The organism is Bradyrhizobium sp. JYMT SZCCT0428 (assembly GCF_018131075.1).
In the GTDB taxonomy this organism is placed as follows: domain Bacteria; phylum Pseudomonadota; class Alphaproteobacteria; order Rhizobiales; family Xanthobacteraceae; genus Bradyrhizobium.
Window position 1 is genome coordinate 1 of sequence record NZ_JAFCLS010000079.1, and the last position, 26,004, is coordinate 26,004.

The 26,004-nt window shown below is 57.3% G+C and carries 24 protein-coding genes and 1 pseudogene; 10 read left to right on the forward strand and 15 right to left on the reverse strand.

Annotation, left to right across the window (positions count from 1 at the left end):
* Positions 1-357 (reverse strand): annotated as a pseudogene (locus JQ575_RS45310) (hypothetical protein); the annotation flags it as partial.
* On the opposite strand from JQ575_RS45310, the gene JQ575_RS40735 reads away from it, so the two are divergent.
* Both JQ575_RS40735 and JQ575_RS40740 read left to right on the forward strand, forming a co-directional pair.
* The gene (locus tag JQ575_RS40735; protein WP_312016114.1) at positions 327-539 is read left to right on the forward strand and encodes a transcriptional regulator; all 213 of its coding nucleotides are present in this window, start codon (positions 327-329) and stop codon (positions 537-539) included. The pseudogene JQ575_RS45310 and the gene JQ575_RS40735 overlap by 31 nt on opposite strands.
* A 432-nt stretch (positions 540-971) precedes the next feature.
* Positions 972-1,226: a hypothetical protein gene (locus tag JQ575_RS40740; RefSeq protein ID WP_212038797.1), complete on the forward strand. Its 255-nt coding sequence runs from the start codon at positions 972-974 to the stop codon at positions 1,224-1,226.
* A gap of 156 nt (positions 1,227-1,382) precedes the next feature.
* On the opposite strand, the gene JQ575_RS40745 is transcribed toward JQ575_RS40740, so the two are convergent.
* A complete protein-coding gene (locus tag JQ575_RS40745) occupies positions 1,383-1,682 on the reverse strand; it encodes a hypothetical protein (protein WP_212038798.1) in 300 nt (99 codons plus the stop codon).
* 1,070 nt (positions 1,683-2,752) lie between these two features.
* On the opposite strand from JQ575_RS40745, the gene JQ575_RS40750 reads away from it, so the two are divergent.
* The 3 genes from JQ575_RS40750 to JQ575_RS40760 all read left to right on the forward strand — a co-directional run bounded on the left by JQ575_RS40750 (position 2,753) and on the right by JQ575_RS40760 (position 5,786).
* Entirely contained in the window at positions 2,753-2,971 is a 219-nt protein-coding gene (locus JQ575_RS40750) for a hypothetical protein (protein ID WP_192735907.1), read from the forward strand.
* 1,712 nt (positions 2,972-4,683) lie between these two features.
* Complete coding sequence (locus tag JQ575_RS40755; protein ID WP_212038799.1) at positions 4,684-5,253, forward strand: hypothetical protein; 570 nt, start codon at positions 4,684-4,686, stop codon at positions 5,251-5,253.
* Positions 5,253-5,786, forward strand: coding sequence for a hypothetical protein (locus tag JQ575_RS40760; RefSeq protein ID WP_212038800.1), 534 nt, complete (start codon positions 5,253-5,255; stop codon positions 5,784-5,786). Before JQ575_RS40755 ends, JQ575_RS40760 begins: the two co-directional genes overlap by 1 nt.
* A 424-nt stretch (positions 5,787-6,210) precedes the next feature.
* On the opposite strand, the gene JQ575_RS40765 is transcribed toward JQ575_RS40760, so the two are convergent.
* Entirely contained in the window at positions 6,211-6,537 is a 327-nt protein-coding gene (locus JQ575_RS40765; RefSeq protein ID WP_212038801.1) for a hypothetical protein, read from the reverse strand.
* A gap of 816 nt (positions 6,538-7,353) precedes the next feature.
* The gene (locus JQ575_RS40770; protein ID WP_212038802.1) at positions 7,354-7,587 is read right to left on the reverse strand and encodes a hypothetical protein; all 234 of its coding nucleotides are present in this window, start codon (positions 7,585-7,587) and stop codon (positions 7,354-7,356) included.
* A 1,264-nt stretch (positions 7,588-8,851) separates the two neighbouring features.
* Here JQ575_RS40770 and JQ575_RS40775 point away from each other — a divergent pair.
* The gene (locus tag JQ575_RS40775) at positions 8,852-9,055 is read left to right on the forward strand and encodes a cold-shock protein (protein ID WP_212038818.1); all 204 of its coding nucleotides are present in this window, start codon (positions 8,852-8,854) and stop codon (positions 9,053-9,055) included.
* Between the two features lie 980 nt (positions 9,056-10,035).
* Here JQ575_RS40775 and JQ575_RS40780 read toward each other — a convergent pair.
* The 7 genes from JQ575_RS40780 to JQ575_RS40810 form a co-directional block, all read right to left on the reverse strand.
* Positions 10,036-10,278 carry a hypothetical protein gene (locus tag JQ575_RS40780; RefSeq protein ID WP_212038803.1) on the reverse strand — a complete coding sequence of 81 codons (243 nt, stop codon included), beginning with the start codon at positions 10,276-10,278 and terminating at the stop codon, positions 10,036-10,038.
* A gap of 1,016 nt (positions 10,279-11,294) precedes the next feature.
* Entirely contained in the window at positions 11,295-12,098 is an 804-nt protein-coding gene (locus JQ575_RS40785) for a lytic transglycosylase domain-containing protein (RefSeq protein WP_212038804.1), read from the reverse strand.
* Positions 12,099-12,538: 440 nt separating this feature from the next.
* The gene (locus JQ575_RS40790) at positions 12,539-13,129 is read right to left on the reverse strand and encodes an ATP-dependent Clp protease proteolytic subunit (RefSeq protein ID WP_212038805.1); all 591 of its coding nucleotides are present in this window, start codon (positions 13,127-13,129) and stop codon (positions 12,539-12,541) included.
* Positions 13,130-13,294: 165 nt separating this feature from the next.
* A complete protein-coding gene (locus JQ575_RS40795) occupies positions 13,295-13,621 on the reverse strand; it encodes a DUF3303 domain-containing protein (protein ID WP_212038806.1) in 327 nt (108 codons plus the stop codon).
* A gap of 300 nt (positions 13,622-13,921) precedes the next feature.
* The gene (locus tag JQ575_RS40800; RefSeq protein WP_212038807.1) at positions 13,922-14,314 is read right to left on the reverse strand and encodes a hypothetical protein; all 393 of its coding nucleotides are present in this window, start codon (positions 14,312-14,314) and stop codon (positions 13,922-13,924) included.
* Positions 14,315-14,366: 52 nt separating this feature from the next.
* The gene (locus JQ575_RS40805; RefSeq protein WP_212038808.1) at positions 14,367-14,681 is read right to left on the reverse strand and encodes a hypothetical protein; all 315 of its coding nucleotides are present in this window, start codon (positions 14,679-14,681) and stop codon (positions 14,367-14,369) included.
* A 967-nt stretch (positions 14,682-15,648) separates the two neighbouring features.
* Positions 15,649-15,975 carry a VanZ family protein gene (locus JQ575_RS40810; RefSeq protein WP_212038809.1) on the reverse strand — a complete coding sequence of 109 codons (327 nt, stop codon included), beginning with the start codon at positions 15,973-15,975 and terminating at the stop codon, positions 15,649-15,651.
* 318 nt (positions 15,976-16,293) lie between these two features.
* Here JQ575_RS40810 and JQ575_RS40815 point away from each other — a divergent pair, with 318 nt between their 5' ends.
* Positions 16,294-17,367, forward strand: coding sequence for a hypothetical protein (locus tag JQ575_RS40815; protein ID WP_212038810.1), 1,074 nt, complete (start codon positions 16,294-16,296; stop codon positions 17,365-17,367).
* Between the two features lie 127 nt (positions 17,368-17,494).
* On the opposite strand, the gene JQ575_RS40820 is transcribed toward JQ575_RS40815, so the two are convergent.
* The gene (locus JQ575_RS40820) at positions 17,495-18,745 is read right to left on the reverse strand and encodes a hypothetical protein (protein ID WP_212038811.1); all 1,251 of its coding nucleotides are present in this window, start codon (positions 18,743-18,745) and stop codon (positions 17,495-17,497) included.
* 703 nt (positions 18,746-19,448) lie between these two features.
* On the opposite strand from JQ575_RS40820, the gene JQ575_RS40825 reads away from it, so the two are divergent.
* The 3 genes from JQ575_RS40825 to JQ575_RS40835 all read left to right on the forward strand — a co-directional run bounded on the left by JQ575_RS40825 (position 19,449) and on the right by JQ575_RS40835 (position 21,976).
* Complete coding sequence (locus JQ575_RS40825; protein WP_212038812.1) at positions 19,449-19,796, forward strand: hypothetical protein; 348 nt, start codon at positions 19,449-19,451, stop codon at positions 19,794-19,796.
* 1,527 nt (positions 19,797-21,323) lie between these two features.
* A complete protein-coding gene (locus tag JQ575_RS40830) occupies positions 21,324-21,650 on the forward strand; it encodes a DUF6949 family protein (protein WP_212038813.1) in 327 nt (108 codons plus the stop codon).
* 122 nt (positions 21,651-21,772) lie between these two features.
* Positions 21,773-21,976 carry a hypothetical protein gene (locus tag JQ575_RS40835; RefSeq protein WP_212038814.1) on the forward strand — a complete coding sequence of 68 codons (204 nt, stop codon included), beginning with the start codon at positions 21,773-21,775 and terminating at the stop codon, positions 21,974-21,976.
* Positions 21,977-22,265: 289 nt separating this feature from the next.
* On the opposite strand, the gene JQ575_RS40840 is transcribed toward JQ575_RS40835, so the two are convergent.
* The 3 genes from JQ575_RS40840 to JQ575_RS40850 all read right to left on the reverse strand — a co-directional run bounded on the left by JQ575_RS40840 (position 22,266) and on the right by JQ575_RS40850 (position 25,686).
* Positions 22,266-22,523, reverse strand: coding sequence for a hypothetical protein (locus tag JQ575_RS40840; protein WP_212038815.1), 258 nt, complete (start codon positions 22,521-22,523; stop codon positions 22,266-22,268).
* Between the two features lie 1,544 nt (positions 22,524-24,067).
* Positions 24,068-24,286: a hypothetical protein gene (locus JQ575_RS40845; RefSeq protein ID WP_212038816.1), complete on the reverse strand. Its 219-nt coding sequence runs from the start codon at positions 24,284-24,286 to the stop codon at positions 24,068-24,070.
* Between the two features lie 791 nt (positions 24,287-25,077).
* Positions 25,078-25,686: an RNA ligase family protein gene (locus tag JQ575_RS40850; RefSeq protein ID WP_312016115.1), complete on the reverse strand. Its 609-nt coding sequence runs from the start codon at positions 25,684-25,686 to the stop codon at positions 25,078-25,080.
* Positions 25,687-26,004: the final 318 nt, after the last annotated feature.

Sequence of the window (26,004 nt, forward strand, 5' to 3'; positions counted from 1 at the left end):
GGTGCCGAGCTGGACGATCAGGTTGTTCGAGAGATCTTCGGATTCGGCCTCACCCCGCTTTTCGCGCCACAGCCGGAGTAGGGCGGCCTCGTCGTCGCCCATAATGATCCGGGCATCGGAGCCGCCGATGAACGCGCGACGGTCCACAGATTTCTCGATTTGACCCGCTCTTCCCAGCATTACGTCCTCCTTTAATTCGCGTAACGTCCCGACCAAGAAATTGGTACTGGCAAACCTGATCCAAAAAGGATCATAGCGAATGATCCAAAAGGGATCAAGGAGATTCTTTGACGGCTGTAGAACAACTTCGAGCGGCTCGCGCACTTTTGGGGTGGTCTCAGGCAGAGCTCGCTTCACGAGCGAGCTTGTCCCTACCGACGGTAAAGCGCGTCGAGGGCGGCTTTGGACCAAACGTCTCCGAGGAGGCTCGGTTGAGATTACAGCAGGCGCTCGAATCCGCCGGAATCGAGTTTCTAGAAGAGAACGGCGCCGGGGCGGGGGTTCGTTTTCGCAAATCCAGGCATTCTAAGCGCAAGTAGTGCCTGTGCTTGCGGTCGTTGCGGTATTTCGTAGAACCCGCATTGCAATGTGGATAACTGGCGTTACGCACCGATAGTCGATGGAAGGGGGCTCCAACTAGCCGTTAACAGCTGTCACCTGCAGCATCGTCAAGACGCTACAGTGAGTGTTCTCACTTAGTGTCGCCGGAGCCATTCGCAGCAAACGGCGTTGCTCTTTGAAAGACCACTGGCCCATTATTTCGATTTTTGCCTTCAGCCCCAGATCCGATCTCTACAAGCCGGGAGTTTTCCAACCAGAGCGGGCGAGCAAGCGATAAGGAGCCTGACGCGCAACGTTTAAAAGTGAACAGACGGCCAGGAGCGGCGGGCTTAATTTGAGCCATTGCTCTTTAGCTGTGTAATACTTGCGTTCCGCCCGGCATCTCGCCGGGCTTTTCGTTGGACAAAGCCATGAGGAAGTTCATTGCCTGCGCGGTCGACCTAAGCGGGGTGGCGCTGCTCGCCGATACCGACTCGCAAACCGCCGAGCGGGAGGTCCGGCAGTATCTTGAAAACAATCCGGCCATCGAGATCTGGTCTCACGACCACCGATGCATTGCGCGGCTAGTTAGAGCGGCCCGAGATCTGCAGCGCTACGGCCGGATAATGCTGGAAGCGGGTCCACAGTTGCTTAGAATCCTCAATCGTGCCGAGAACAACGCATGACAAACGATTCATTTGACTGTGCAGCTCGCGGCGTTGCTTACTTGAGTTGTCCTAGGATCGCCCATGCTCGAGGCTGTTGCATTATTTTTGGTAATTCTCAGCGTCGGCATTCTTGTCGCTCACGCGCTGGATGCCTATCGATCGTGGAAATAGCCCTCAGGGTCGCGGGAGGGGGCGCGGCTTTGGCAGCGGGATACGACCGGTGATCAGTGGAAGCTCGTCGGCCGACGCTTTCGCATTCGGATTGCGCTTTAGGATGGCCGCCGCCGCTCGTTGGTAGGCGAACATCTCATCTTCAGACGCTATATCCTGACTACCTGTCCCTTCAGACACAGTCAGCATTCGGCGATTTTCTTCGATGAGCGGTGGCGAGATCGGGAAAACGCCGTAGGTGATCCAGGCTGCAAGGGCAGCTGCGCCTAGAACGGTCGGAACAGCAAATCGCCAGCTGATCATTTTTAGCCTTGGGCCTTAGCTCAACAAGCCGAGGGCATCGTATCGCAACCTGGGCGCGCGCGAAAGCGCCCATGAATGAGCTGCTGAGCGTGGTGGCACTAGGGCGCTACGATCTAGCTGCAACGGAGGCGGCGAAGCGGGAAGCCGAACTATTCTAGGAACACCCTCCGGCCATCGAGATCTGGTCTCTGACCACCCGGCGGGTCGCGCGGCTCTTCAGGAAGTAGCGCAAGCGATAAGGCGCGCGCGATAGCGGCGTCGGATAGTCCGTCAATGCCCGATGCGTTACCGCTAGATTGGGGCGATAAAATCCCTGTGCAAGGCCGTTGGTCTGTTGGCTCCGCTGAGCAACACGGTAACGCCCGTGTTGCTATGGCTACCTCGACAACGATCCCTGTCTGCCCGGCCGGCTCCGGGCATCGAGCGGCTCCGAGTTCACTCATCTTAAAGCGAGTGCGGCGACTACCAAGGCGCCGTCGCGCAATTGCCAGCCCGAAGCCTGGTCCCCTTGACCGTTCTGACGAGCTTGCAACCTTCTGCCGCTATTGGCTTCGCCTGAATCAGGCGCTTGTGGCCCGAACGTGCCCGCCGCCTAGTCGGTCCAAATGCGTTCTCCGCACTGCTTGCATTCAAACATATGAATGACAGCTCCGCTTGCAGATTCCATGATCGTTTTTAGGAGAGTGAGCCGTCCTGCGCAGAAGCGGCAGTCATGGTTTGATCGGTCCTTAGCAGTGAAAACCCTGTCAGCTCGAAAAATTTCCATGATGCCGCCCCCCAACAACTAAAGCAGGGTGGCTTTGGGAAAAAGGCGGCAATTAGTCGTCAGGGAGGCGAATGCCTGACCAATTTTGGCTGCCTCGGGGGCGATTGCTTCTCCGGCCGGACCGATCCGGACCCCTGGAGATCTGAATAGAATTATCGCTGCCGAAAGCGACCGACGTGATCACTGATTGACCACCGGATCCTCAGCGTATCAAAAACGGCGATCATTCTTGTACTGATAGGAACTTCTCAGAAATTCAACCATTGCAGTTTCGTTCATTGATGCGAGCCCGAGGAGCGTTTGCATGGCAACCCAAGTCGTGATGGACCACTGTGGCGATATTCGCCACGACTTTGATGCGAACAACCCGCAGGCGCTGCAGGAAGCGGAAGAGCGCTTTAAGCAGCTAACGGGCGGCTTTACAGTGGCAACGAGAAATTTCTCGGGAGAACCGGTGGTAACCGGCAGGTTCGACCCTGCGGCCGAGAAAACTCTATTCTTCCCGCGGCTAGTCGGCGGCTAGTCCCATGTTCGGGATGATTTTTCAGTTTCTAAAGGCGTGCGTTGGCCGGTGGCGATTGTTGAGAAATTACTATCGCGAACTGTTCCGCTCCGAGCGGAGAGGCGGGGCATTAAGTTACTGCGCGAGTGGCTGTCGGCTGAACAACTTGCTCAGTTCGAAAAGCATGAATGTTTGAAGTCACGGGCTGTCAAAGCCGCAAGCGATATCGCATAAGTTACCGGACAGCGGCCAATATTTACGAACTTGACCAATACGGTCACCCGAAATTTGGGTGGTGTTTCGTGCCCAACGAACCGCTGGTTCCTGGCGACGTAATGCTCGCACAGAAGATCGCTCTGGAGACCGATGAGTTACGTGCTTTGGCAGTAGCTAAATCGTTCCGACCGATTTGGACTGACTAAAGAGGAGTTTCTCGCGGGGTCATTGAGCAATGGACTTCCCCGAGCTTCAGCAAGTGCGGATGAGATCAAAGTGTGAAACCCCGCAGCGGCGACCGCGATTACAATAGCGCCGAAAATGAGTACGCATTTTGCTCTCCCTTATGGGTGTTAGAAGCCAAAAGGTAAGACGGCTTTGCTTTAGGAAGGCTTCGCGATCTCGGGCAAAGAGTTTCGTTCACGACTGAGGTTGAGGAGGGGCTGGCGGACCGAGCTTCGGTCCCGCGCCGATCATTGCCAACGAAGTCCGCCGGTATGTGCCGATCGGGCACAAACAGGCGCCCCAGACGCTGGGGCCGTTGTGATCGGCCGGGCCGGTACGGTCCATCGTCCAACTTGGACACCAGGCCCTCGAGTCCATCAGGCAGGCGTGCCAGAAGAGTTCGGGCCCGATCTCGCCGCGTTCGAAGTCGGAGATGAAGAGGCCGTCGGCACGCAGCGTTAACAAGCGAATTCAGAAGAAGACTTTGGCATAAGAGGAGTTCGATGCGTGATCTCGACGTTCTCCTGAACTCACTCATGAGCACGATCGCAAAATCCTTGTTTGCGATTTTGATCGCCGAAGTCACGTAACGGTTGGTGACGCTGCTCGGCAGCGTACTGGCTCGCAGCGTGGGCCAGGCGGACGCACGAATGCGAACAGCGCGCTGCGCGTGTCGACCGATCTTGTCCTTTTCGAGCACGGCCGGCGATTGCACCGGACATGTGGTTGAACTTTGCAAATCAGTTGATGAAAAGAATGCCCCTGAGAACAAGCAAGGGGGTTAGGCGGCCGACTGCATAGCGCACAAAAATGAAGACCGGCTCCGCTATGGTGTTGAACGGCCAATTTGTGCGTCCCGCGAAATAATACGCCGCCCTGTCGTAACTCGCGTGCGTAACTTGCAGAAACGAACCCAATTTTCGCTGAGAATTTAGTTGCCTAATCTTTTCGAAGACTCCGAGCGCGGCATCCGCGCAGCGTTGAGTCTTGTTCAACTAGTTCGATCGGCTACGATAACTCCCCACACCGCTGCTCAGCTTATCCAGCATCGGGACGCGGAATTACAAATGCCGGCGCCTCCATTGCGCTGTGGATAACTGGCGTTACGCGCTGACAGTCGGTCGAAGTGCGGCGGCTCTAACTAGCCGTTAACGACTGTCATTGGATCATGGTCACGACGCTACAGTCAGTCTTCTCACTTAGCGTTGTTCCCAGAGGCGTATCCGGGAAATGTGTCGAGACTTAATGTCCGACAGCACATCCAGTTTCGCAGCGCAGAAAGGGAATGTCCCATGAACGAAGAATTCGAAAAACTATTTGTATTGAGATCTCCGCCAGTGCTCCTGACGGAAAGCCAGAAAGACTACGACGATTTTGTTGCTCATTTGATGGAAGAACTAGATCCCAAGGACATATTTGACGAACTCAACATCCGCGATGCTGCTGAAGGCGCTTGGCACATCAGGCGAGTCCGATGCAGCCGACCCAGCATCATCAACATGTCGTTTCGCAAAGCGATTGTGCAGTTGCTTGTTTGGGAGCTGAGAACGCATCAAGAGATCGAAGCCCAGATATTGGCTGATCGGTGGTTTACTTCCGAAAAAGTCAAAGCTGAACTTGCTGCGCTATTGAAGAAATACAGCCTTAATGAACTGGCGATCGAGGCGCTGGCGATCAAGCTCAATGGCGCCGATCTGGAGCGTCTGGGAAGGGAAATGGCGATGTGGGAGGATCGCCGCGATAAGGCAATTAACAAGATTTTCAAACGCCGCGCCGACGACTTAGCCTACCGGGTGCGCGCCGCCACCCAGCGTGCGATAGATGGCGATGGGGGATCCCTCGATCAAAGGGGCACCGCATAATGGCCACGCCCGCGCAAATTGCTGCCAATCGGCGGAACGGAAGAAAAAGCAAAGGACCAATCACAACCCTCGGCAAACAGCGATCGCGAGACAATGCGCGCAAGCACGGACTGGCCGCAACCCGGCCGCTGGAAACAACTCCGGAAATGGAGGTGCTTTCGCAGATGTTCGCGCAAGGTTCATCTGATCCACTCATCATCGAGCATGCGCGCGAGGCCGCGGATGCGGAGTTGGAATTGGCAACGCTAAAAATGACGAGGGTCGCTTGGATCGAGCGTGTGTATGTGTTCGGCTACATCGAACGTCCTAGCCGAAATCCTGACGACGTCAGAAAAATGTTTTTTTCACCAAATTGGCAGGAGCTGTTGGATCCTTCAAGTACCATGCCGCCACCTGGTCCCGGACGCCTTGCAGAAGCCATCCGGCGGGCTTTGCCCGAGACAGCGAAACTTGCCAGGTACGGAGCTCGCGCTATTGCGCGCCGTGATCGGGCAATACGCGCAATTGTTTGTCGAACTATCAAAAAATCATGAGCAAGAATTTTTGGCAGAACGAACCCAATTCTTCCCAGTCAATTCGCCGCCGACCGCCGCGCGGCAACAGGTCCCGACAACTGGATCGTAGCCCGCATGGAAAAAGAAGCCGCCAAATGAGGCGGCCTATGTTTTCGCCAATGCTTATTTCCTGGTAACGGATGTGGTCCACATCTGCATGTTGGTACCGTCCGCGCGAATTGCGACCACCCTAACTACTTCGAACGCTCCACCGGCTACTGTTTCGAGCTGCTCATCAGACAGCTCAGCCGTTCTGGTCACTTCGATCGAGGTTGTTGCGCATTTCATGTTCATTCTCCGGTTGCTCTCCGCAGGCACCATCGCCTCGGTGACGAGACAATTGCCCATCGGCGAGTGGAGCGCTGTTCCCCAGGGAACAGGCAAAAGGCGGGCCTAATCTGGCTCAGCTCGCCCCGCTGGCGGATTTCAGAAACGCCTGCACGGAAGCCGGTACCTCGTCGTACTCAGCCAATCTCCTTCGGAGCTCGTCGGCGATATCCCTCGTCACATCGCGAGACCAGCCCTCTGCGGTATTGAAGGCGACTATGCGCGCCGGAAGGCTGTACTGCTCCGTCATCAGGTCCCGGATCAGCGTCTCGCGGTCGGCGTCCTCTTCGTTGGTCTCCCGCCAAGCGTGGCCCAGTCGCCCGCCAAAGTCGTCCAATACCAGATACGTGTCCTGGTTGGCTTCCCGCGGTACTATTGAGGGGGACTGATCAGGTCTACGCATGACGCAAACTCACCGCGCAACTTCATTCAACCTAGTGACAATCAAATTGTACGGCAAGCGGGTTAGGCAAAAATCTCTCTCCGGGAGCGCCGGTCACAAGGCTGCCAGTCGGTCAGATGGCAGAAAAGTCGATTTGGGAAAACTTGGTAGTGTTCCGGGAATAAGCGGCAAGGTGCCCGCATCGCCGATCCCCTATGTTTGCAGCGGTAATTCCTGTTCGCTTCAGCTTTCTTGCGACGGGTTAGCGTGGCTTTGCGCAGCCTCGATCGGCCACCTCGGCTGGCGACGGCTGATGTGTGTCGTCCTCGTTCGTTACAGCGATATGTGGCCGTATTTGCCGGACATTTAGCCATAACAATGCGACGCCGGCCCCAAGACAAACTGCGGTTAGAAAGTCCACCAGCAAAGACAACTGGTCACTCCATCCGGGGCGGCGACGTCACTAAATACCGCACGCTCACGGTAGCCGAGGCTCCGCCGTTTCGTCCCGACCTTAATCTCCCGCTCAGGAGAACTCGGACACCCAGTAGCCCCAGGCTGCCGCCGCAAAGCCGAGCAGCGAGGAAACGAACAGGATTTACGTCACCATGGGTCCCTGGTTGACGGCACCTAAATCATCTTTGCCTGTCCAGAATGTGGCGCGACTTTCCGCCCGGTTCAACAGCGCAAGTTTAATGTTTCGCAGGACAGTTTTGCATGTCTCGGCTGCGACACGGTCGTGCACCGTTGGTCGGGCGTGTACGATTACACCGACTGGCATCCGGTCCAATACCGATCTTGGGGATCGGTAGGCAGGCCGTTGGTGCACGGCGACTATCAGGGCGATGAAGAACCGTCCGGCGTTGGTGCTCGATAATATAAATGCACCTCGCCACCGCTCGGCATTGGGCGGGATATTCGCTTGATACGTCCCTCGGCGGTCAAACGATTCAACTTATGGTGCATTGTTGCGCGCGCCCCTAGATCATAGCGCACCCAAATTTCAGTGGCACCTTCTGCACGGTCTTCACTGATTGGAATGATTGTCCACAATCGTTCGAACTCGGGCATGCTGCGATCTCTTCATTGAGTGCTAGCGCATCATCGATCAAACCCAGGCACTCTGCGACAGCGCCATGCAACAAAGGCTATCAGCTAGGTCCGTTGGGGAAAAGACGATCCGGAAGTACAGAGCCAGCAAGTTGGTTGTGGCACAAACTGCATAGGGACGACGCGCGAATTTCACGCAAGCTGCGGGTAATGTGCCGGTGATCGCCTGCGTCATTGATCGCGGCGCCACAGAACTGTGAGACGTTCGGGGTGGGGGCGGCGGGTGAGGGGGCATGGCCCAATTGAGGCGCGGTCTTCTCCGCAGCTAGGCAAACGACCCAGCACTATGGCGGTTGGAGAGTCAGCTTGAGCAGTCCGACGAAGGTACGAGCCCGGAACCGGAAGGCCGACAACTGAGATGCCTTAGGTCAACGCCCAATATACCATCATGGCAACCCCAGCGAAGGCGGCAGCAAGCAGGCCGACTTCAAAGTAACGGTTGATTTCCCGATCATCGCGGATCATCTGCTGCACCGCCCAAACGCCACCGGCGTTTTAGGGTTGATGGAGTCGTGATCTATAAAACCCAGCGCTCCGCGAGAGCGCCGAGGATCAGAAGCCTAACAGCCGGTTCCCTTGCGGAAAAGACGATTCGGGAAAACTTGGTAATACTACCGGTGTTGCGCACTTAGCACACCAACCTCAAATGTGTTCGGCTGTCGGGTGTATGTTCAAAATTCGGCAGACCTTAGCGGAGTGCGCGAGAAAGGATTGCTTTTGCGTACGAAACTTCCGTTGCGTCTCCGGGCGTGTGGCGAGTTTTCAAATCACAGTATTGAAGGTATTAGCCGGTCATCCGGGCGGACGCGCCTCACTCGCCGAGCTCAGGCGCGCGGTGGCCATTCTAATGTCCAGCGGACCAGACTGGACCGACCGAACAAAACGCCTTGCTGCGCGCGCCCCAGACCTCGAAATATTTAGTCAATCATTTGTCCTGCGCGATGATGCGGGCTGGCAAATCACCGATGCCGGTCGAGCGTTTCTCGCTTCGGTCGAAAGCCCGATCCAAGTGACCGCGGCTAACGAACAGCCGACGGAAGCCGCTGCTGCAATGCCGGTGCCGTTGCAGGTGTTTACGCCGATGAGGCTGGTTGTCGTAAACCGGCGCGGCCGATGTCGTCGGGCGCGGGACCGGATGGCGACCTTCGGCGGTTGCATAGTTTCTTGCAATGCGCGCCACAACCAATCCAGGTTTGTCGCCATCGCTTCAGAAGGGAGTGCGGACGTGGCTACGGGTACTGTGAAGTGGTTTAACTCGAACGAGGGTTATGGATTCATTCAGCCGGACAACGGCGGCAAGGATGTCTTCGTGCACATCTCGGCTGTCGAGCGGGCCGGGTTAAGCAGCCTCAACGAGGGTGCGAAAGTGAGCTACGAGGAAACCGAAAACCGCGGCAAGACATCCGCGGAAAACCTAAGGGTCGGTTAGCGAATGAGGCCGCCAGATTTCGAGCCGATCAATGGGTGTGGAGTTTTTGGCTAACCACGACTTCGGGGTACGAAAAGACCTCGGCAAGAGCGCAGTGCTGGTGAGACCCAAAGATCGCCACCTCAAAATCAAAAAGGGACGGGGGGTGGGTCAGCAGGTCGAATTCTCTGCCGCGGTTCACGGCGGGGCATCATCGGCTATTTGTGCGCTCTAAAACGAAGCTGCCGCACGGATTATGACGCCCGACGAATTCGCTGGTATGGGCCCGGACGGGGACAATTGCCGAACGTCTCAGCGATGTCACAACGGAACTCGCTTGTTGAGCCGATCTGGCCGACCGTTGCTCGGAATCATCAGTGATGCCGAGAACGTCCGCGCTACAAGCGAATCATTTTGACTGTGCGGCCTGCAGAGTTGCTTACTCAAGCAATCTTGTAGGATGGCTCATGTTCGAGGCTTTTGCAGCATTTTTGGTAATTCTCAGCGTCGGCATCCTTGTCGCTCACGCACTCGACGCCTTTCGATCGTGGAAGTAGCCCTCAGATCACGGTCGCGGGAGCGGGCGCCGCTTTGGCAGCGGGATACGGCCGGCGACCAGTGGAGGCTCGTCAGCCGACGCCTTCGCATTCTGCGCTCGCTTCAGGATAGCCTCGGCGGCTCGTTGATAGGCGGTCACATCGTCTTCTGTGCTGGGTGTCTGAACGCTCGATGACGCCGAAACCTGACGACTTGTCGATTTAGACGCCGGTGGCATTTGTTGATTTGCTTCGATAAGCTTTGGCGGGATTGGAAGAACGACGTAGGTGATCCACGCAGCTACGGCAGCGGCGCCTAGAACGGCCGGAACAGCAAATCGCCAGCTGATCATTTTTTACGTTCAGTCCCAAGATCTACAAATCGGCGGTATTTTTACTTCGAACACCCATGGTTACGCTGCAGGGATGTTGGCCCCCGTCGGCGATCGGACCACTTTAATTCGATTAGGATCGCGGCAACTGGTAGCGAACGCTCATTCCGACACCAATCTCTTTTCCCCGCAAAACAGTATCGCCAGGTCGAACCTCTTGCTGCATTGCCTCACAGCAAGCGTCCATCGAGGCACTGCCCATTCTGACGGATTGGCACAGTTCGCCTGACGCGATCACAATGCTAGTGGCGCCTTGAGCGGCGGCAGTTCGCAACTGCGAGCGCAATTCATAAGCAAAATGATCAACCGAAACCATCGATAGTCTCCTGTAAAGGACTGAGGTTGTGGCGTCGCTATTTCCCCTTCGCGTTCAGTCCGGCCATTAAGTCGCGAGCCATGGCATCGGTCACCTTTGATGCTCTCTCGTCAATAAGTCTGTCCCTTGGTGCTCCCCCGGCAAGCCCGATCTCAACCAATCGGCGGACGGCCTCACTCTGGTCGTTGGGGCTAAGTGCCCGTGCGTGCCTGAAGGCTAGTCGGTCCAAATGCGCTCTCCGCACTGCTTGCATTCAAGCATATGAATGACATCTCCGCTTGCAGATTCCATGATCGTTTTCAGGAGAGTGAGCCTTTCTGCGCAGAAGCGGCAATCATGGTTTGATCGATCCTGAGCAGTGGCAATCTTTTGAGCTCGAAATAGCTCCATGACGCCCGCCTCCACAAACGGGTAGCGTAGGGAGCACCGTTTTCGAGGCGTAATTAGGCAACAAGACTTGCATCGGCCATAAAGTTGAAGACGAGGTCGGCTGTCCACAGAAATCCACGGGCGCGCCGCCGTTGCAATGAAGCAGCCTTACGCTTTGATCAGAGAAAGGCGGTTTCTACAACTCGGAGAGCCCTTCTCGAGCCGACCCTCCTTCAAGAGGCCCTTGTCTAAGGCGCGATTTGTTTGACTTCAGGCATCCCGCTCCTTTTAGGAAAGCGGCCCCAGCAGGGGCCGGAAGGCTGCGCTGGGGCCGCCCGTTACAACGCGGGCAACGCCGAAAAAGCCACCAACGGCGAACCAAATTACCGCAACTCGGTTGATCGTTCCGAGCTGCTTTGGAGTACATTGGCTGATAAATCAGAAGCCGGTGCGGTTGTTGGGCGGACTAGCCACCGCCTCTTGTGCTCCGCTCTACCGAGATGGCTGTTGGCATCGCCAGAGCTGTGTCCTCGCGCGCGGGGCATCAACAGGAGCGCCAGTCGGCGCCACCGAGATCAGATGAGCAATTTTCCCGTTGTCAAGCTGGGTGCCATTGCCGAGCAAGTTCATCTGTTACGGCAAGTCTGTCACCGTGACGCGACGTGTTTCCATTTAGATTCAAGCCGAGCCTTGATGTTTCGGATTCTGGCCTCGTGGGCAGCCCAATAGGCGCGACTCGCAGCTGGTGTTCCCTGCCGGTAACTGGCGTAGATGTCCTTTGGCCTTATTGGCAGCGCCTTCGATTTTGGCTCCATTTTCCGCGTTACGTCTGCAGGTGCATTTACCGGCGCAATCGCCGTGACGGCACCCGGCGATGCGAACGCTGAGTTCATCGCGAGAAGCCGATTGCGAGCGCGATTGCAATAGACCTTGGAACGCGGAGTCATTGTCTCTTCGCCATGACCGGCGCGGTATTTCATTAGTGCCCGGCAAAGATCGCCGTCTGCGAGACGCCATGCCCGACTTAGATAGATCACGCCGTAATGGATGTTAACTGCCGGGTTTGCGAGTTCAGTAGTGGTTCCCCGAAACCCGAGCATGGCTGCGGTCTCCGGTCGGACCTGCATGAGGCCGATCTCGCCGACGCTGCCTATAACGTTCGAGTTGTATCCGCTTTCTACGTAAACGACGGCTTCGGCGACATCTGCCGGCAGTTTGGTGTTTGCTACCTCCCGCTCAATAATTGCTCGGATGGTGGAAATTTTTTCGGAATGAACCACTGCCGGCGTTCCACTGATATCCAGGGTGCTCGAAGTTGCCTGCTCGGCCGTTCCGCGCTCCGCCGTTCCGGGACCGGCGTAAAGCGGAGACGAGCCAAACAAGACAGCTATCGCGACGCTGCTAAACTTCGCGCGCGAACTCCAAGCCCAGAGCTGATCCCAATAGAGCATCTAAAACCGATAAATGATCACCGTTAAGAAGAACTAAGCGCCGCGGCTTATTCACAGCCTTCAGGCAAACAGTTCGGCACCGGCCTGGGTGAACCTCACGAAAGTCCCGGATTCGTGTCGCCACAGCCAACCGTTCTCAATCGCGTAGGCCATTCCGGCACAGTATTCGGCCGGACTGGTGCCTTGTGAAACAGCGCGCCCATCGATTGCGTGGGCAGCGGCAGGCCAGTCGGGGCGGGCACGACCCATTGAAGTCGCATCGCGAGTTCCCGATCCTGTTTCCCGCGCGCAGGCAGCACGGGATGATAATGTGGGGCAAGGATCGACATGCATGCCGCATCTCGGGAATCCATCGTCCGTATCAAGGACTAGCATGGCCGCCGAAACTAAGGCCAAAGAATAGGCGCGTCGTGCAAAAAAGGGGTCTCACCTGGCTCCTTTTATCGCTCCAGCTCGCCGCGACTGACATCCGCTCCCATCGATCGAAGATCTGCAAGACTAAGCCATTCCACTTCGCCGGGCGGCGTGTTCACCATGCGGCGAATGATCGGCGAGGGAACATCCAATGCCTTCGCAATTTCTGCCATCGACGTGGTCGCAGCTCTCGAAGACCGGACATCCTTATCGGAGGCGCCGTGCACTCCGATCCGGGCGCTATTGTTGGCGTATTTTGCTTCACCTGCCGCGAAAATAAGAAAGCAAGCTGATGCGCACGTTGCGCTCCGCCCTACATTTGTGGAGATTTTTGCAAACCTGACCGCGTCTGCTATCCGGACAGCTTCTAGCAAGTTGCCGCCATCAGAGTTCAACCGCAGCGAGGTCACCAGTTTTCCCGCATCATTCGCCTGCTTGATGCGCGCCTTCAGTAAGTCAGCGTCACCGGGCGAAATACTGCCGGAGATGGAAATTTCGACGCGATCGTCCCTGAGATCAATGGATTTTATCTCGGCGGCGGCCGCGATCGACACGCTCAGCGCGAGCCCCGCACTCACAAGCCCGCCAGCCGCAATACCCCGCTTTTGCATCCCCATTTATTTCTCGCGATAACGGCCCATCCAACCGCGCCTGGGAGGCGCCGGCAAGTGCTTGAAGCCCTTGGGGCGGCGTGCGGTAATGCGTATGGGTGTTGGCTGATCATTTAAAGCGCCCCGACTACTCCTGATCGGGGCGCTGCAATGGACTAAAGCGGCCGTCGATCAACCCTTTGATGCTTTACGCGCCCAATCAAGCGCACTCGCTGATATCGGAACCACCTCGCCAACATCCATTACAGGAGTAATCTTGACGTCATTCCAATAGTTGTATTTCGCAGCGAAGGCGGTGATTGCCTTCGGATCATTGGTCTCAGCCAAAATGTATCCGCTCCTTCCGGCGAGGTCTGAAACAAAGGCGTGGATCGTCAGTCCCTTTTCCTCTTCAGGCTTCCACTTACTGAACGCGGTTAGAAGCGCCTCACCCCCCGCAATGTTTTGATCAAAGGAAAGACCTGTCGTTCGGATTGTATACTCACACATATACTTCATCGGCTTCTCCCTCCCTGCACCGGGCAACATTGCCCTGGTTCCCACTATCCGAGCGAAATTCTCAAGAGCGTCCGAATTAGGATGTCAGAGATTTTGCACGGTCATTTGCTGGCCTCGGGGCGCGAAGCAGTTGGTACTGGATCGGGATCACCGACGGCTTGCGTGCTCCGTCTAAACACAAGCCCAAGCGAGCCCATCGCGATTATAGCGGCTCCCACGATCATTAGCCAATGCGGCAAGTCGATCGACGACAGCAGGTCCATTTATTTCCTCTTCCCGTCGACCGGCAGGTGAGGGCGCTCAATCGAGCGTGAGGACGCCTAAACTGGTGAGCCTCACTATTCCTTCTCGCATCTCGACGAAATCCAGATCCATGAGCGCCGCTAGGTCATTTTCGCTGACAGGCGTCAATTTCGTTCGCTTGCTTCTGATATCACGCATCGCCCAGCGGAGGCGGATCGCGGTGTCGAGGCCAAGTCCTGCCAGCAATGACTTTGCTTGTTCCGCCCGTCTCAGCGCATCTGCAGCATCGGGTATTGCGTCAACTACCGGGGCTTGAACCGCGCGCTCCTGTTCGTTCGGTTGGTCAGGGGAAGTTGCCGGCGGAGGCTCACTACGAGTCGAAATTAGTGGTGTCTCGCGGAGTATCTCCGAAAGAACTCTATCCAGCTCGTGAAGTTTATCCGTACTCATTTTTTGACCTTCAACCCCAGCTCCCCGGATTTGTCGGGATTGCGGATCCAAATTAGCGCCGGACAGCCATCTCCAAGAACTCCTGCACAGAGCGCAGCACTTGATCGTACTCAACAAATCGCCGGCGCAGCTCGTCGGCGATATCCATGGTCACGTCCCGCGACCAACCCTCGGCGGTATTGAAGGCGACGATGCGCGCTGGATGGCCACATTCGGCATTCATGAGGTCTCGGATCAGCGTCTCGCGACGCGTACCCTCTTCGTCGGTCTCGCGCCAGGCTCGGCTTAAACGGTCGCCGAAATCGTCCAGTACCAGGTAAACGTCCTGATCCGCTTCTGTCGGCACGATCGACGGCGAGCGACGCATAACAGAACTCCCGCTCCAGAAAACGATGCGCGCCTCCAGAAGGACCGCCGAAGCCGTCAGTCGAAAGCAAACACATCGGGTCTATTCATTAACAAAAATATTCGATCCCATAGTAGGCCTTTTGGGGTAATCCCCGGACAATCCGGCAAACCTGAGCGAGCTCGCAAATTTACGGCGAGTCTAGGCTCGCCAGATCGTGCCGCGATGCAGGGTTTGACAGCCTTCTAGCGGCGCGCTTAACTAAATCCATTGCATTTTGCCTTGTAATACTTGGTTCGGGCCGGCATTTCCTGCCCGGGTTGTTCGCTGCCCAAGAAGCCGCCCGAAGATGGGCTTAGCGGTGTCGGCTGGCATGGAAGAGGTTGCCCTCCGGGACTTTGGAAATTCGCTGTATCGCGCCACCCAGCTGAGACCCGAAAGATAACCCGCCGGATCTGCCGGCGGGCGACTAGAGCCAATGAAACCCAGTTGCCAAAAGTCCTGCTAATCCGAGTACGGCGACAATGAGTGCCACAAGAATTAGCCAGAAGCTTGATCGCGCTTTGGCCCTCATGCTTTGCAGCTCGGCCTTTATGTCCGCAATGTCCCGCTGAAATTCGAGAATTGCCTCAAGCCTTGCTATGCGAGCCTCGAGCCCACCCAGTTCCGCTGGTCGGCGTAACCCTCTATCGGGAAATGGTAGGCGGGGAGTGTCAATCACTCCCTGAATAGCGGCGAGCACATCCTCCGTAGGGTTTGCCGGCCGAGGAGGTTCTGTCATATCGTGTAGACTAAAGGCTGATCTTGGTTACCGCAAGCAGCGAGGATTATTGGCTCAGCCCTCGCGCGAGTAACCCCCTGATGGCAACCGTGATTCAAAGTCGGCCCGCGTCCAAATGGGCAGGTATTCCGTCTTTCTACGAGGTGCCAAAGCTCGCAATATTAGCTCGTGCGTGTCGTGATCGAACATGCGCGCTACGTCCTGGACTTAGGCCGGCCGTCGTTTGAACGGCAGCTTCGCCAAAGCGAAACAGCCGACGCCGGCGCTGGCCCCGATGACCTTCATTATTCCGTCAATGATGCGCGGATCGCGCGTGGGACGTAGAAATTGAAGCATTTCAGAACCAATCGCTGCTACGATCGATAAGAGCAAAACGGTCGGAAGATGCTTTGGGAATGCGAAGGCTGAGAGGAAGCTTAGCATCGCAAAAGCAATCAATCGGTCGAAACCAGGGTAGGGGAAAATATGCGGTCGGGTGTGTGCGGCTAGCGTGAGCCACAGGATAATCAGGCCACAGATTGCCGCGAGAAGCATAGCTAGTCGTCTCAAAGTAACCCCCAACCTAGCGTTGCTTGGTTAGCGGCAGGGTATCGGAACGACTTGGCGTCAGCAAGTTCCTCACGCCCTTTAGGATGTACAAGAAAAAGTGCTCACCGCAATGGGCGGGCATTTTGGTGGGGTCTTATTCCCGCCGATTGGTTGCTCTGGAGATCCGATACCCGCTCCCGGAGCGCCGATAGCAAGGCCATTCGCGGGCAGATGACGAGCCAGTGTGCGTAGTATTGACAACTGGCGCCGCCAACAGGACGATCTGCCTGGTCGCATCGAGACTATCCGCCGCGTGGTCGAGTTGTGGCTGAGGGTCAAAAAATGAGTACAGATAAACTTGAGGTGCTACATAAAACCCTAGCGGAAATACTGCGCGAGCCTGCCTCGCCCCCTACCTACTTTGACGAGGAGCTCGAAGCCGAAGCGCAGACTGGCGAACGGGTTACGAAGGCTCCTGACAATGTTCGGCGGGTCACCGAAATTCCAATGGAGCATTTTGGAAAAGCACCGCCTCGCGAACTTGGGATTTCACTAAAGGAGATACACGAAGCCCACGTCGTCCGCGGCGCCAGGAACGAAATCCCCGACATAGCTCGTCAATCACTCGCTGAACAATTCCCAGGTAGCGCTCCAGCGGATGCAGGAAATCAACTGGCTTCCAGGCTGTCGCACGAAGTCCCAGGCCCCCGGGCGGATCCGCAGACCAAGAGCATCAACGCGTTTCGCCCGGCTGTCTCGGATAACCGGGTTTCGCCAGGCGGTTGGGCGTTACGTGGTATCGCCGGCATCCTGCTGGCAGGCGGTATCGGCGTAGGCCTTGCCACGTGGTTGGGGTCGTCCGGCGATGTCGCGAAGACAGCTGCTTCACAACCTGCGCCGCTGGTCATCCAGACCGCGCCGACCGCCGCTGCCCTGCCGCCCGAGTTGACGCCGTTGCTACAGTCGATGTCGCGCGATCTTGCGAGCATGGGAAAAGAAATCGAGCAGGTCAAGGCCGGTGGTGAACTAGTGGCCCGCGACAATGCGAAGCTCAGCGAGCAATTCAGGGCGAGCCAGGAACAACTGACCCGGGCTGTTGCCCAGCTTTCCGAACTCAAGGCAAGCCAGGAGCAAGCGGTGCGCGACAATGCAAGCGTGGCCGGGCAAATCAAGGGAATCCAGGAACAATTGACCAGCATCATTTCCCGGGCTTCCGAGCAGAATGCGCCGCCCAGAATAGCCGCGACCCCGCCACGGCCGCCTCCCTCGCCGCGGCCAGCAGCTCCCGCGGTGCGCCAGCCGGTGCCGACACTATCGTCGCCACAGGCCACAGCGCAGCCGAGGGCCGAAAAGCCAAAACCGTCACCGACGTCGCGGCCGCCGGCGCCCGCTCGCTAGAGCTGTTCTTCACGGGTCCGGTCATCCCACTACAATAACCAGCAGCCGATTGCCTTGCTTTTATCAAGGCGGTCCGGCGCTTCCGGCCGTGCACCTGTGATCGCAGCATAGTTTGATCGCAGCATAGCTAGCTAGGTGGCAAGACAAGGTCGGCCTGCCGGCTATCGCGCCGCAAAATGATGATCGATCCATTGCGGGTCGTAAATCTGGCTCCGATCAATTTCGGAATCTTCTCCATAAGCTGAGACGGCAGCGGGATTGTTGCGATGCTGACCGTATCGCCAGTATTGATCGGAGGCGCGCGGGGGCCCGCAGCCGGCGCGGGCTTGATAAAATCCCGGATCAGTCGAATTTCTTCTGGTGTCAGATAGAGCGCAGCTTGCTCGGTTCGAGGAGCAGCCCCGGCCTTGCTTTCAGAAGCGGATTTGTTTTGGGATTCCGTTTGCTGATCAGCTTTCTGCTTTGCTTTTTCCAGAAGCTCCGCCTTGGCTGCGCGTTCCCTGAGAGGCGAGAGTTCGCGCTGGAGGGTTGCGATTTCCGATTTCAGGGATCTGATCTGGGTGAGGGCGATCACTCCTCCAGCGCACATCACGAGCACGAGCAGGGTGAGGAGCGCAATGGCTCCGCCTCCGACATTTCCGGTCCCTCGTACCGGCTTTGCGGTGGATCCGTCGCGCTCGAGATGACGCTGCCAGATCGCCTGAGCTTGCTGAAATCTGGCAGCAATTGACTTGTTGATCCAGTTTCGGCGAGGCGGCGCGAGCGCTGGCGTCTTGGCCTCAGCAACAAGGTTTCGCGCCGAGAAGACGGGTGCGTCCGGCCGGCGCGGTACTTCCTGGGGAACCGGGACTGGATGACTGTTCTTTGGATCGGTGGCACCAACTTGCGGAGCTTTGGGCTGGGCAATACTTTGAAGCGGCAAATGGCCGCTCGCTTCCCGAGCTGCGGCAGGAATTGTATTTACCGAAGGCATATCCTCGGCATTTCCGGTTTCTTCCACTCTATCGGGGTCGACATCGATTTTATCCACCCGCGGATCGAGATCGAAGATTTTCAGACGCTCCTCGGTGCCAATGAGATGATCAATCATCATTAGTGAAGGAGGAGGGGACGGTGCGCGAAGGTCGAATGAGGGCCCGTTCGAGGCTTCCAGGGCTTTCAACGCAGATCGGCCTGCGTCGGTAATTCGTAATCCGTCGCCTTCCGGTGTCACCAGCCCCGACTGAAAAATGTCGATGTCATCGAGCGCGGAGGCAATCTCTTCCGATTGGTCTTCGTCGGCAGTGAGCGCCTCGACATCGTCCCTGAGGTCATCAAGAGACGCGCGGCCGTCCGGGCGCCTTGTTAGCGCAGTCAGTATCGCTAACTTGAATTTCACACTGTCCCTCGGTGTTACTGGCGGCTTTCCTGCGCGGACGGTTGATGGTTCGCCCCATCATCCGTCCCGTCGGGCGGATCGGGGCCCCTAACTCCCGACGTCGATTAAGGCGGTCTGATTGTCACTGCCCCGGTTTCTCCCTGTGCTCCGATTCGCTGACACCACTCTGAAGGGCGTTCAGCTCAAGATCGAAGATCCTTGGTCGTTCCTGGTTGGCGATCGGATCATCGATCATTCCTGGCCCCGGCGCGAGCCCATTCTTCAGCGCCTTATGGTCGCCGCCGGCGACGGGCGTTGGGTGATATTCCGGGGGGTGAGCGAGCCGTGGTCCCAGCCGATCGACTGCCTCAGTTGGCGGCCCTTTTGGATAGGCGGCCCCAGGGCCGGGGGACCGACTGTCCTGAGGCCGCCCATTCCAACCGACCGGCAATGGCGGATTGCCAACGGCCTCCGCAAGTTACCGCAGCCCGGTTGATCTTTCCCGACTAGTTCGGAGTACCTCAACTCTTTCATTGGCTTACTCCAGCGCCGCGCCGGAAGCGCACCAAGGCTCAACCGCGGCGTTCGATGATAATGGCAGGATTCCGCATCAAGCAGCGCTCGTGGCCGTACCCTGTGAATAGGTGGGACAAGCCCTCAATCATCGGATTTCGGCCACCTTCATTGTGTCATCGTGAGTGATCCCGATTCGCAGGAACCTGATATGGGCGAGCCAGTACGAGAAGTTTGCGCCGATCTTCTGATGCGCGCCAACAGCGCGGCTGAGGATGGCCCCCGTGGATTCGAGAACGCCACGGTTTCAATCATCGATGCACTTTCCAGGGAAGTAAGCACCGGTGATCTGGTCGCTATCAGCTACCGACTGCAAGCGTTATCCGGCCTTCCGATGAATCTGCACGGCCGCGAATACAAGCTGATCAATGAAGCAGCCTTCAAGGCAGCCGCGACCTGTCCGCTGATCTTGCGTGGTGCATTCGGTGAAGTTGAATTCGACCGCGAAGAATTTTTGCGGCTCGCACTGTCTTTTGCCGAGCCGGCAGGTAACGGCTGAGCAAATCGGATCCCTGATTGAACGGCCGTGTCGGTGAAAAAAATCCGCAGCGTGCCGCTCGGGATCGAGCGTCACCTTGGACCAAGCCAGCGTTAAACCGCTACCATGGCAAAAAACAGTACCAGGCAATGGAACGCGGAGGAGCATAAGCTGCTCTTGCAGATGATTGCAGCGCACTACTCCACCAAGCAAATGGCGATCCGCCTGCAGCGGCCCGAGAGTGGCGTAATCGCCCGCCTTCGCCATTTGAGGCCGCATCGCAATAAGGCTGCATCGGAGAGGGAGTGACGGTCAGGTCATACGGCTCGAACATTCAGAGCAATAGGCGGGTTCCAATCTGCGCGGCACAGCCGATCATGCCCCAAAGCGCTAAACTGACCAAAAGACCATCTTTCAAAGCGATTTCCCCCGAACCGAAACATCTTTGAGAGAGAGCAAACCACTTCGGGCCAAAACTCAAGGCCGGACAACTACTGAGACTTGCATCTACTCTCAATGGTTCCCGTGCGGCTCTGCCTCGCGCTCGGGAGATTTTGGATCGCTATGGTTCGCCTCGACTTCAAACAAGTGGAGCAATAGAAAATCTGCAAAGTGCACGATCCCTCGTCCCGCGCTGCTGACTGACACGGAACATATCGTTGTGGAGGCATTTGTCTTTCTGAACCATCGGAGAGATCCATGCTGCCACGAAGACTCAAAGTTGTTGTCGCTTTTCTTGTCATCATGACGTCTCACGCTCTAGCCCAAGGCGGCGGTGGTGGGGGCGCCGCAGGAGCCGCCAGTTCCGGTAGTAGCGGCGGATCCAGCGGCAGTTCTGCGTCTGGAACAGCCGCGACAGGTAATTCCACGTCGGGGCCTTCCAATCCGAGCGCGACGCAGGCCACACCGAACCAAAGCACGAACTACTTCACTCCCGGCGCGCCCGCCGCCAGTTCCGCGAACCAGAACGGCCAGACGGGCGCCGCGACGTCCACAAACACACAGCCGAACGGACCCGGTTCAACGCAAACCAATTCGAACACTAACGCGGCCCGGATAACCAATCCTCAAAACCCGACGCAAAACGCTGTGGCTGCAGAGCAAAACAAGGCGGTTACGGGAAACAATACGAAGGCCGCTCCTGGAGCTGTCAGTGCGCCTGGCGTAGGCGTTGGTCACTCAGCAAATGGACTTCCCATCGGCGCACCCGGATCAGGACCTGGATCGCCGGAGCAACCACTCGGCAAGAAGTAACTGGCCTCATCTGGAGTATTTGCCCAGCAGATGGAATGGTGCCCGGCGTTACTGCTAATTATTCGAATTGAACCGGTTTGCCACCTGCTCAGCTTCGGCTTTTCGGCGGAGGTTGTCCTCTTGCCGTCCTGAATATGACACTCCCACTTCCGAATTAGGACATACGACGGGCCATATCGAATGATGAGTTCTGAGCGTCGCGCTTCCACTAGTCAGGGCGCGATATGGAATGGGGCCGGGTCAAGCCCCGGCTGGGGCCTTGCCGCTAGGGAATTCCGAGGGAACTCATCTTCCATGTCTTCCGATGCGTTGAATCTTCTGTTCTCCATTTGCATCGGTTTTGCGCTCGCAGGCGCGTTGGCCAGCGGCTACCAGGCCATGGCGGCGCGATCCGCCGGTTTCGAACTGCTCTTGGATGGCGTGGCGCCGAAGACGTTTGCCGCGGTTCCGTTGCTGGTTTTTGCCGCACCTTTCATCATCATGCGCAAAACGTTACGCGGCACCAAGATCGAGCGCCGCCCCTTCGCGGTCGTGATGGAGACCGTGCTCGCGGGCTTCTGGAGCCTGATGTCGGGCACGTTCTTCCTAATGACGCTGCGGGCCGCAGGTCTGGTGGCATGAGGCGCGGTTTGCGGTTTTGAATTGCGGCTATGTTGCGTCAACGCGCGAGCTATTTTTTCTGAAGAGTGCAACCTTGTCGGCTGGCGCCGAGTTGCCGCGTTTTCCCGGCACAGGCAAGCGTCATGACTTCCACTGATAGCGCAAACGCTCTCGTCGTCATTCGTCCGCCGAGTAGCCAACGACACGTGCGGGGTGGCATCATTATTGCAGGTTATACCATCGCCGTCGTCGCTGTCATGGCCGGGTGGCTGTACGTGCTCAGCAAGGTGCTGATGCTTGGCATTTGGAAATTGGCAGCATTAGCCGCTTACGTTGCGTTCGACTAGGTGGAGGACTAATTTTTGGAGGCGATTGAAATCATTGTCGCGATCTTCACGATGGGCTTTGCTTTTGGCTTTTTTGTGCGAGCAGAGATTTCTCGTCGCCGCCGCTATAGAAGCAGGCTCATGAGAGCCTCGTGGTGACGATGACTTGTGCATTGTTCCTCGCACTAACAGCCGCGTTGTATGCCGGCCTGATCGTTCTGACTGTGAATCGATTCCGCCAGTTGAACGGATTCATTCGCGAGGACCATAACGCCACGCGTGAGGCGCGAAAGACACGTCAGGCTTGCGCTCAGGCGAATAGCTCGGCGCCGGCCGGCGTGAACTTCACGTAGGTGCCGTCGTGCAGCAACAGCCAACCGCGCGATATCGCCAGATCAAGCCTGGCTTTGTATTCGGCCGCAGTGGCGCGCTCCTGGTACAGCATCGGCGCGTTTATCTTCTCGATGTAAATTGTTCCGTCCACCGGCGCGATCGCGTTGGCGATATCCAGCAGCTTGCGCGCGGCCTTTTCAGGATCGGAATAGCGGCGGTCGGTGCTGAGCTTCATGCGTGCTGCGAATCCATATGTGCATCGTGAACGTGACGGTCGGTTACCGCCATATCGATCGTGACGCCAAAGAACACCGTGCCTGTCCACTGGTTGATTGCCTCGGCAGCGGGAGGCCAGCCTCGTGCATGGCGAATTTCCAAGCTGTCCATGCGCGTTGGCGCCGATACTCGTTGAAATCGGCTTCCGTGCATTTCGGGAGATAGTCTTTCCAGGCAGCCTCGAAGCCCGCCCGCGCCTCATCAAACTCGCCGCATAGCCGGAGCGGTTATGCCCGCGGTGTGATGCTGGGTAGAAGCCGATGTCCCAGCGCCATTGCCTGGCGTGTGTTGGCAGTCCCGACTGGACCGATCGTGCCGACCTGAACGTCACCGCCAGCAGTCGGAGCGTTCGGGGTTTGGGCGGCGGGTAGGTTCAGGCATACGCTATTGAAGCGCGGCGCAGCACCTACGGCAAATTATCAATCCGTCGGGGCCTGGATTTCATTGACCTACAGAATTGTCGTGGGTGGGGTCAGCCGCCAAAAGCGGTACGTATAGCAAGTGTGATCATCCAGGCTAACAAGCCGGCTATCGTCGCGATCATGATGTCATTTTCCCGAAAGGGGCCCACAATCACGCCCTCATGCGTGGCAAGACAAGGTTCAGTTTCTTCGCCTTGGCTTGGACGCCCATAAAAGATCTGCGAAGCTCTTTGCCGATGCTGCGGGCGTCCTTTCCGGCCTGAGCCATTGACCGCAGTGCGGCCAGCTCGGCTTCCGTCCAGCGGCGCGTTTTGTATGGCGCCCGCTGCGTTATCATTTGCCCTTATCTGACATTAATCGAAATCAGGATGGCCAGTTGATGGGCGAGTGCTGCATTCGCCGCTTGATCATTTCTTGACGTAGCTTATCCGCCCGTTCCCGGACGCTCGGGCTAGCCGTGAAATGCTCCTTATGCTTTCGATCGGCGTCGGCTTGTTCGCGTATGCTCTCGTAATAACGTGCGATGCTAGCGTCAGACATTCTCTCGAAACTCATAATCGATGAACCTGCTTTAAGTGGCGGCCGCCGACCGTCACGGGTGAGCGGCTGGGCAGCAAAGTTAACCATTTTTTCCCGATGTGTGAAATAGCACACAGTGCTCGACGCGTTAAAAGTCAGACAATGCGGTCCCGTGGAGGATTCAGTCATGACCACTTCTGCGAAGCGACGCGTAACAGCCGACGGGATTATCTTAACGGCAGGGGCGGCAATTTTGATCGTGCTGGCCTATGTTGGCGCGATATAACGGCAGGCGCGGTCCAGGGTGGTGGACCAGGAGACGCATACGCTGAGCGCTGAAGATATCGACGCCATTATTCTGTAGCCCCGCGGACACCCCGGCGGGCTTTTCGGTAAGGTCCCATTAACCCGGGATTGTCAGATTGGGTCCGGACCTTTCGAGCGAGGGGTCGCAATCTGAAAGCCGTCACCGATCTCAACCCCGGTGGCGGCTTTTTGCTAATTGAGGCGCATCTGCGCGGCGAGTGAGGCGGGAATATCGCCGTGCAAAACCGTTGTGACGCTATGCCGGAAGGTCCTGACGCCTCTGACTCGGTTTTGGAATCTCGTTCTTTCGGCCCATCTCGCGCTCATATGCTGCTTCAGCCGGGGTCAGAGGATGTTCATAGTCAGCATATGCGCCGGCCTCATCCACCGTCATGCCCATCTCACGCACCTGCTTGAATGTGCGAGCCCGCCACGCAATTCTGAGATTCAGTAAGATCTTCCTGAAGATGTTCATGCCCGTGATCCAATTCAGGCTCGTTTGGCGGACTTCGAGTAGGAAATGCGACTGGCTGCGGGCTAAAAAATTGACGTTCAGCCTTGAGAAATCAAATTTAGTTTGGGAGCTCGATGTGGAGCGTGCGAGCCACCCCGCCTTGTTCTTGAAGGCGCTCTTCCTCAGCGTAGTGCGCCCTGATGCGGCGCAGTATCTCCGCCATTGAAGGATCGTCGTCTCTGGGTTTGCTCATGCGGCATCCTTACGCCACGCTGGTAAACCGATTCCAAACGGCACAGAGAACACGGCGGATTAGGACAAATGAAAACCCCGTCCGGGGGGCTAGCGCTCGGACGGGGTCATTCCAAAGCGCTCCCGGCGGCGTTTTGATGAGCGCCACCGAAAGCCTAACAGCGGAGTTCATTGGCGGAAAGTGAGTTTCGTGGAAACTTGGTATTAGTCCGAGCGAGACAGCGGGCTTCTTAACGTCGCGCTTTGCTCGTAGGCTCTTTGCGCTCTAAACCAAGCAGTGCACTGCGGGCATCTTTCCAGCGACGCTCAGCCTCCTTCAAAAGGGGCTTGTCTAGGGGGGCGACATGTATGAAGCGACGCCGTTCAGTCGGGGCGCGGAGCGCTTCCCTGGCGATAACATCAGCGACGTTAACAGACTTTCGGGAGGTCATGATGCCCTTGCAACCTGGCTGCCAGAGTTCTGCCCATTAATGGGCACACGAGCATGCCGCGCAAATCACAACCCGGTCAGTAGCCTACCGCTTGGGACGGTGGCAGCCCGCGCGGAGGTTGTTCGCTCATCAGGAAAACGCATCATTGGCCCGCAGCATGGCCGGAGAGGCGGGGTTTTTGATCTTCACCCAATTGGGTGACCTGCCGGGCCGGTACGGCCGGTCGTCGAGCTTGGAAACCAAACCCTCTAGGCCCATCAGGCAGGCGTGTCGGAATAGCTCGGGCCCGATCTCGCCGTGTTCGAAGTCGGAGATGAAGATGCCGTCCACACGCCGCGCCAGCAGCCGGGCGAGGTTGGTCTTACGCATAGTGAGCGGTAGCTTGCGGATATCCTCGGCGTCGCTCACCAGCATATCGAAGGCATAGAACTGCACCTCGTCATTGTGCTTGCGGCTGTGCAGGCCGTCGAAGTCGGAGATCCCGTCAACGCCGAGCAGCACAGCCTCGCCGTCCAGGACGAAGGACGTTGACCTAATGCGCAGCGCGGCCTCGGTGATCAGCGGATATTTGTCGCTCCAGTCGAAACCGTTCCGAGTGAACAGGCGCACGCGCTTGCCCTCGCGGTGCACGATTAGCCGGTAGCCGTCGTGCTTCACCTCATGAAGCCAATTCTTGGAGGTCGGGACCTTGGTGGCGCGGGTCGGGATGCAGGGTTCGAACGACGAGCTTCGCATCATCTCTCAATATGGCTTGAAGTGGATTTCGCCCGGGCTGCCCGGGCTCGGACGATACACAGGCGATTTCTAATTGGAGAGGCCGATCGTCTCATAGCCGCGGATATCGATAGTGTAGACCTCCCGCTGTCTCGCAGTTCAAGCAGCCGGCGATCGCCTTCCTCCGTCAAAGGCCTGTTATTATCTCCAACCATCGCAAGTTCTAAGGCGTTTTGACGTTAACAGGCTGAGGCCCGGTTGCCGCCTTTGAGGGACGGGCCCGCCAGTCTGCCGTTACGAGGATGCCTTGCTCGGACTCTTCAGCGATCTTGTGGAGCAACC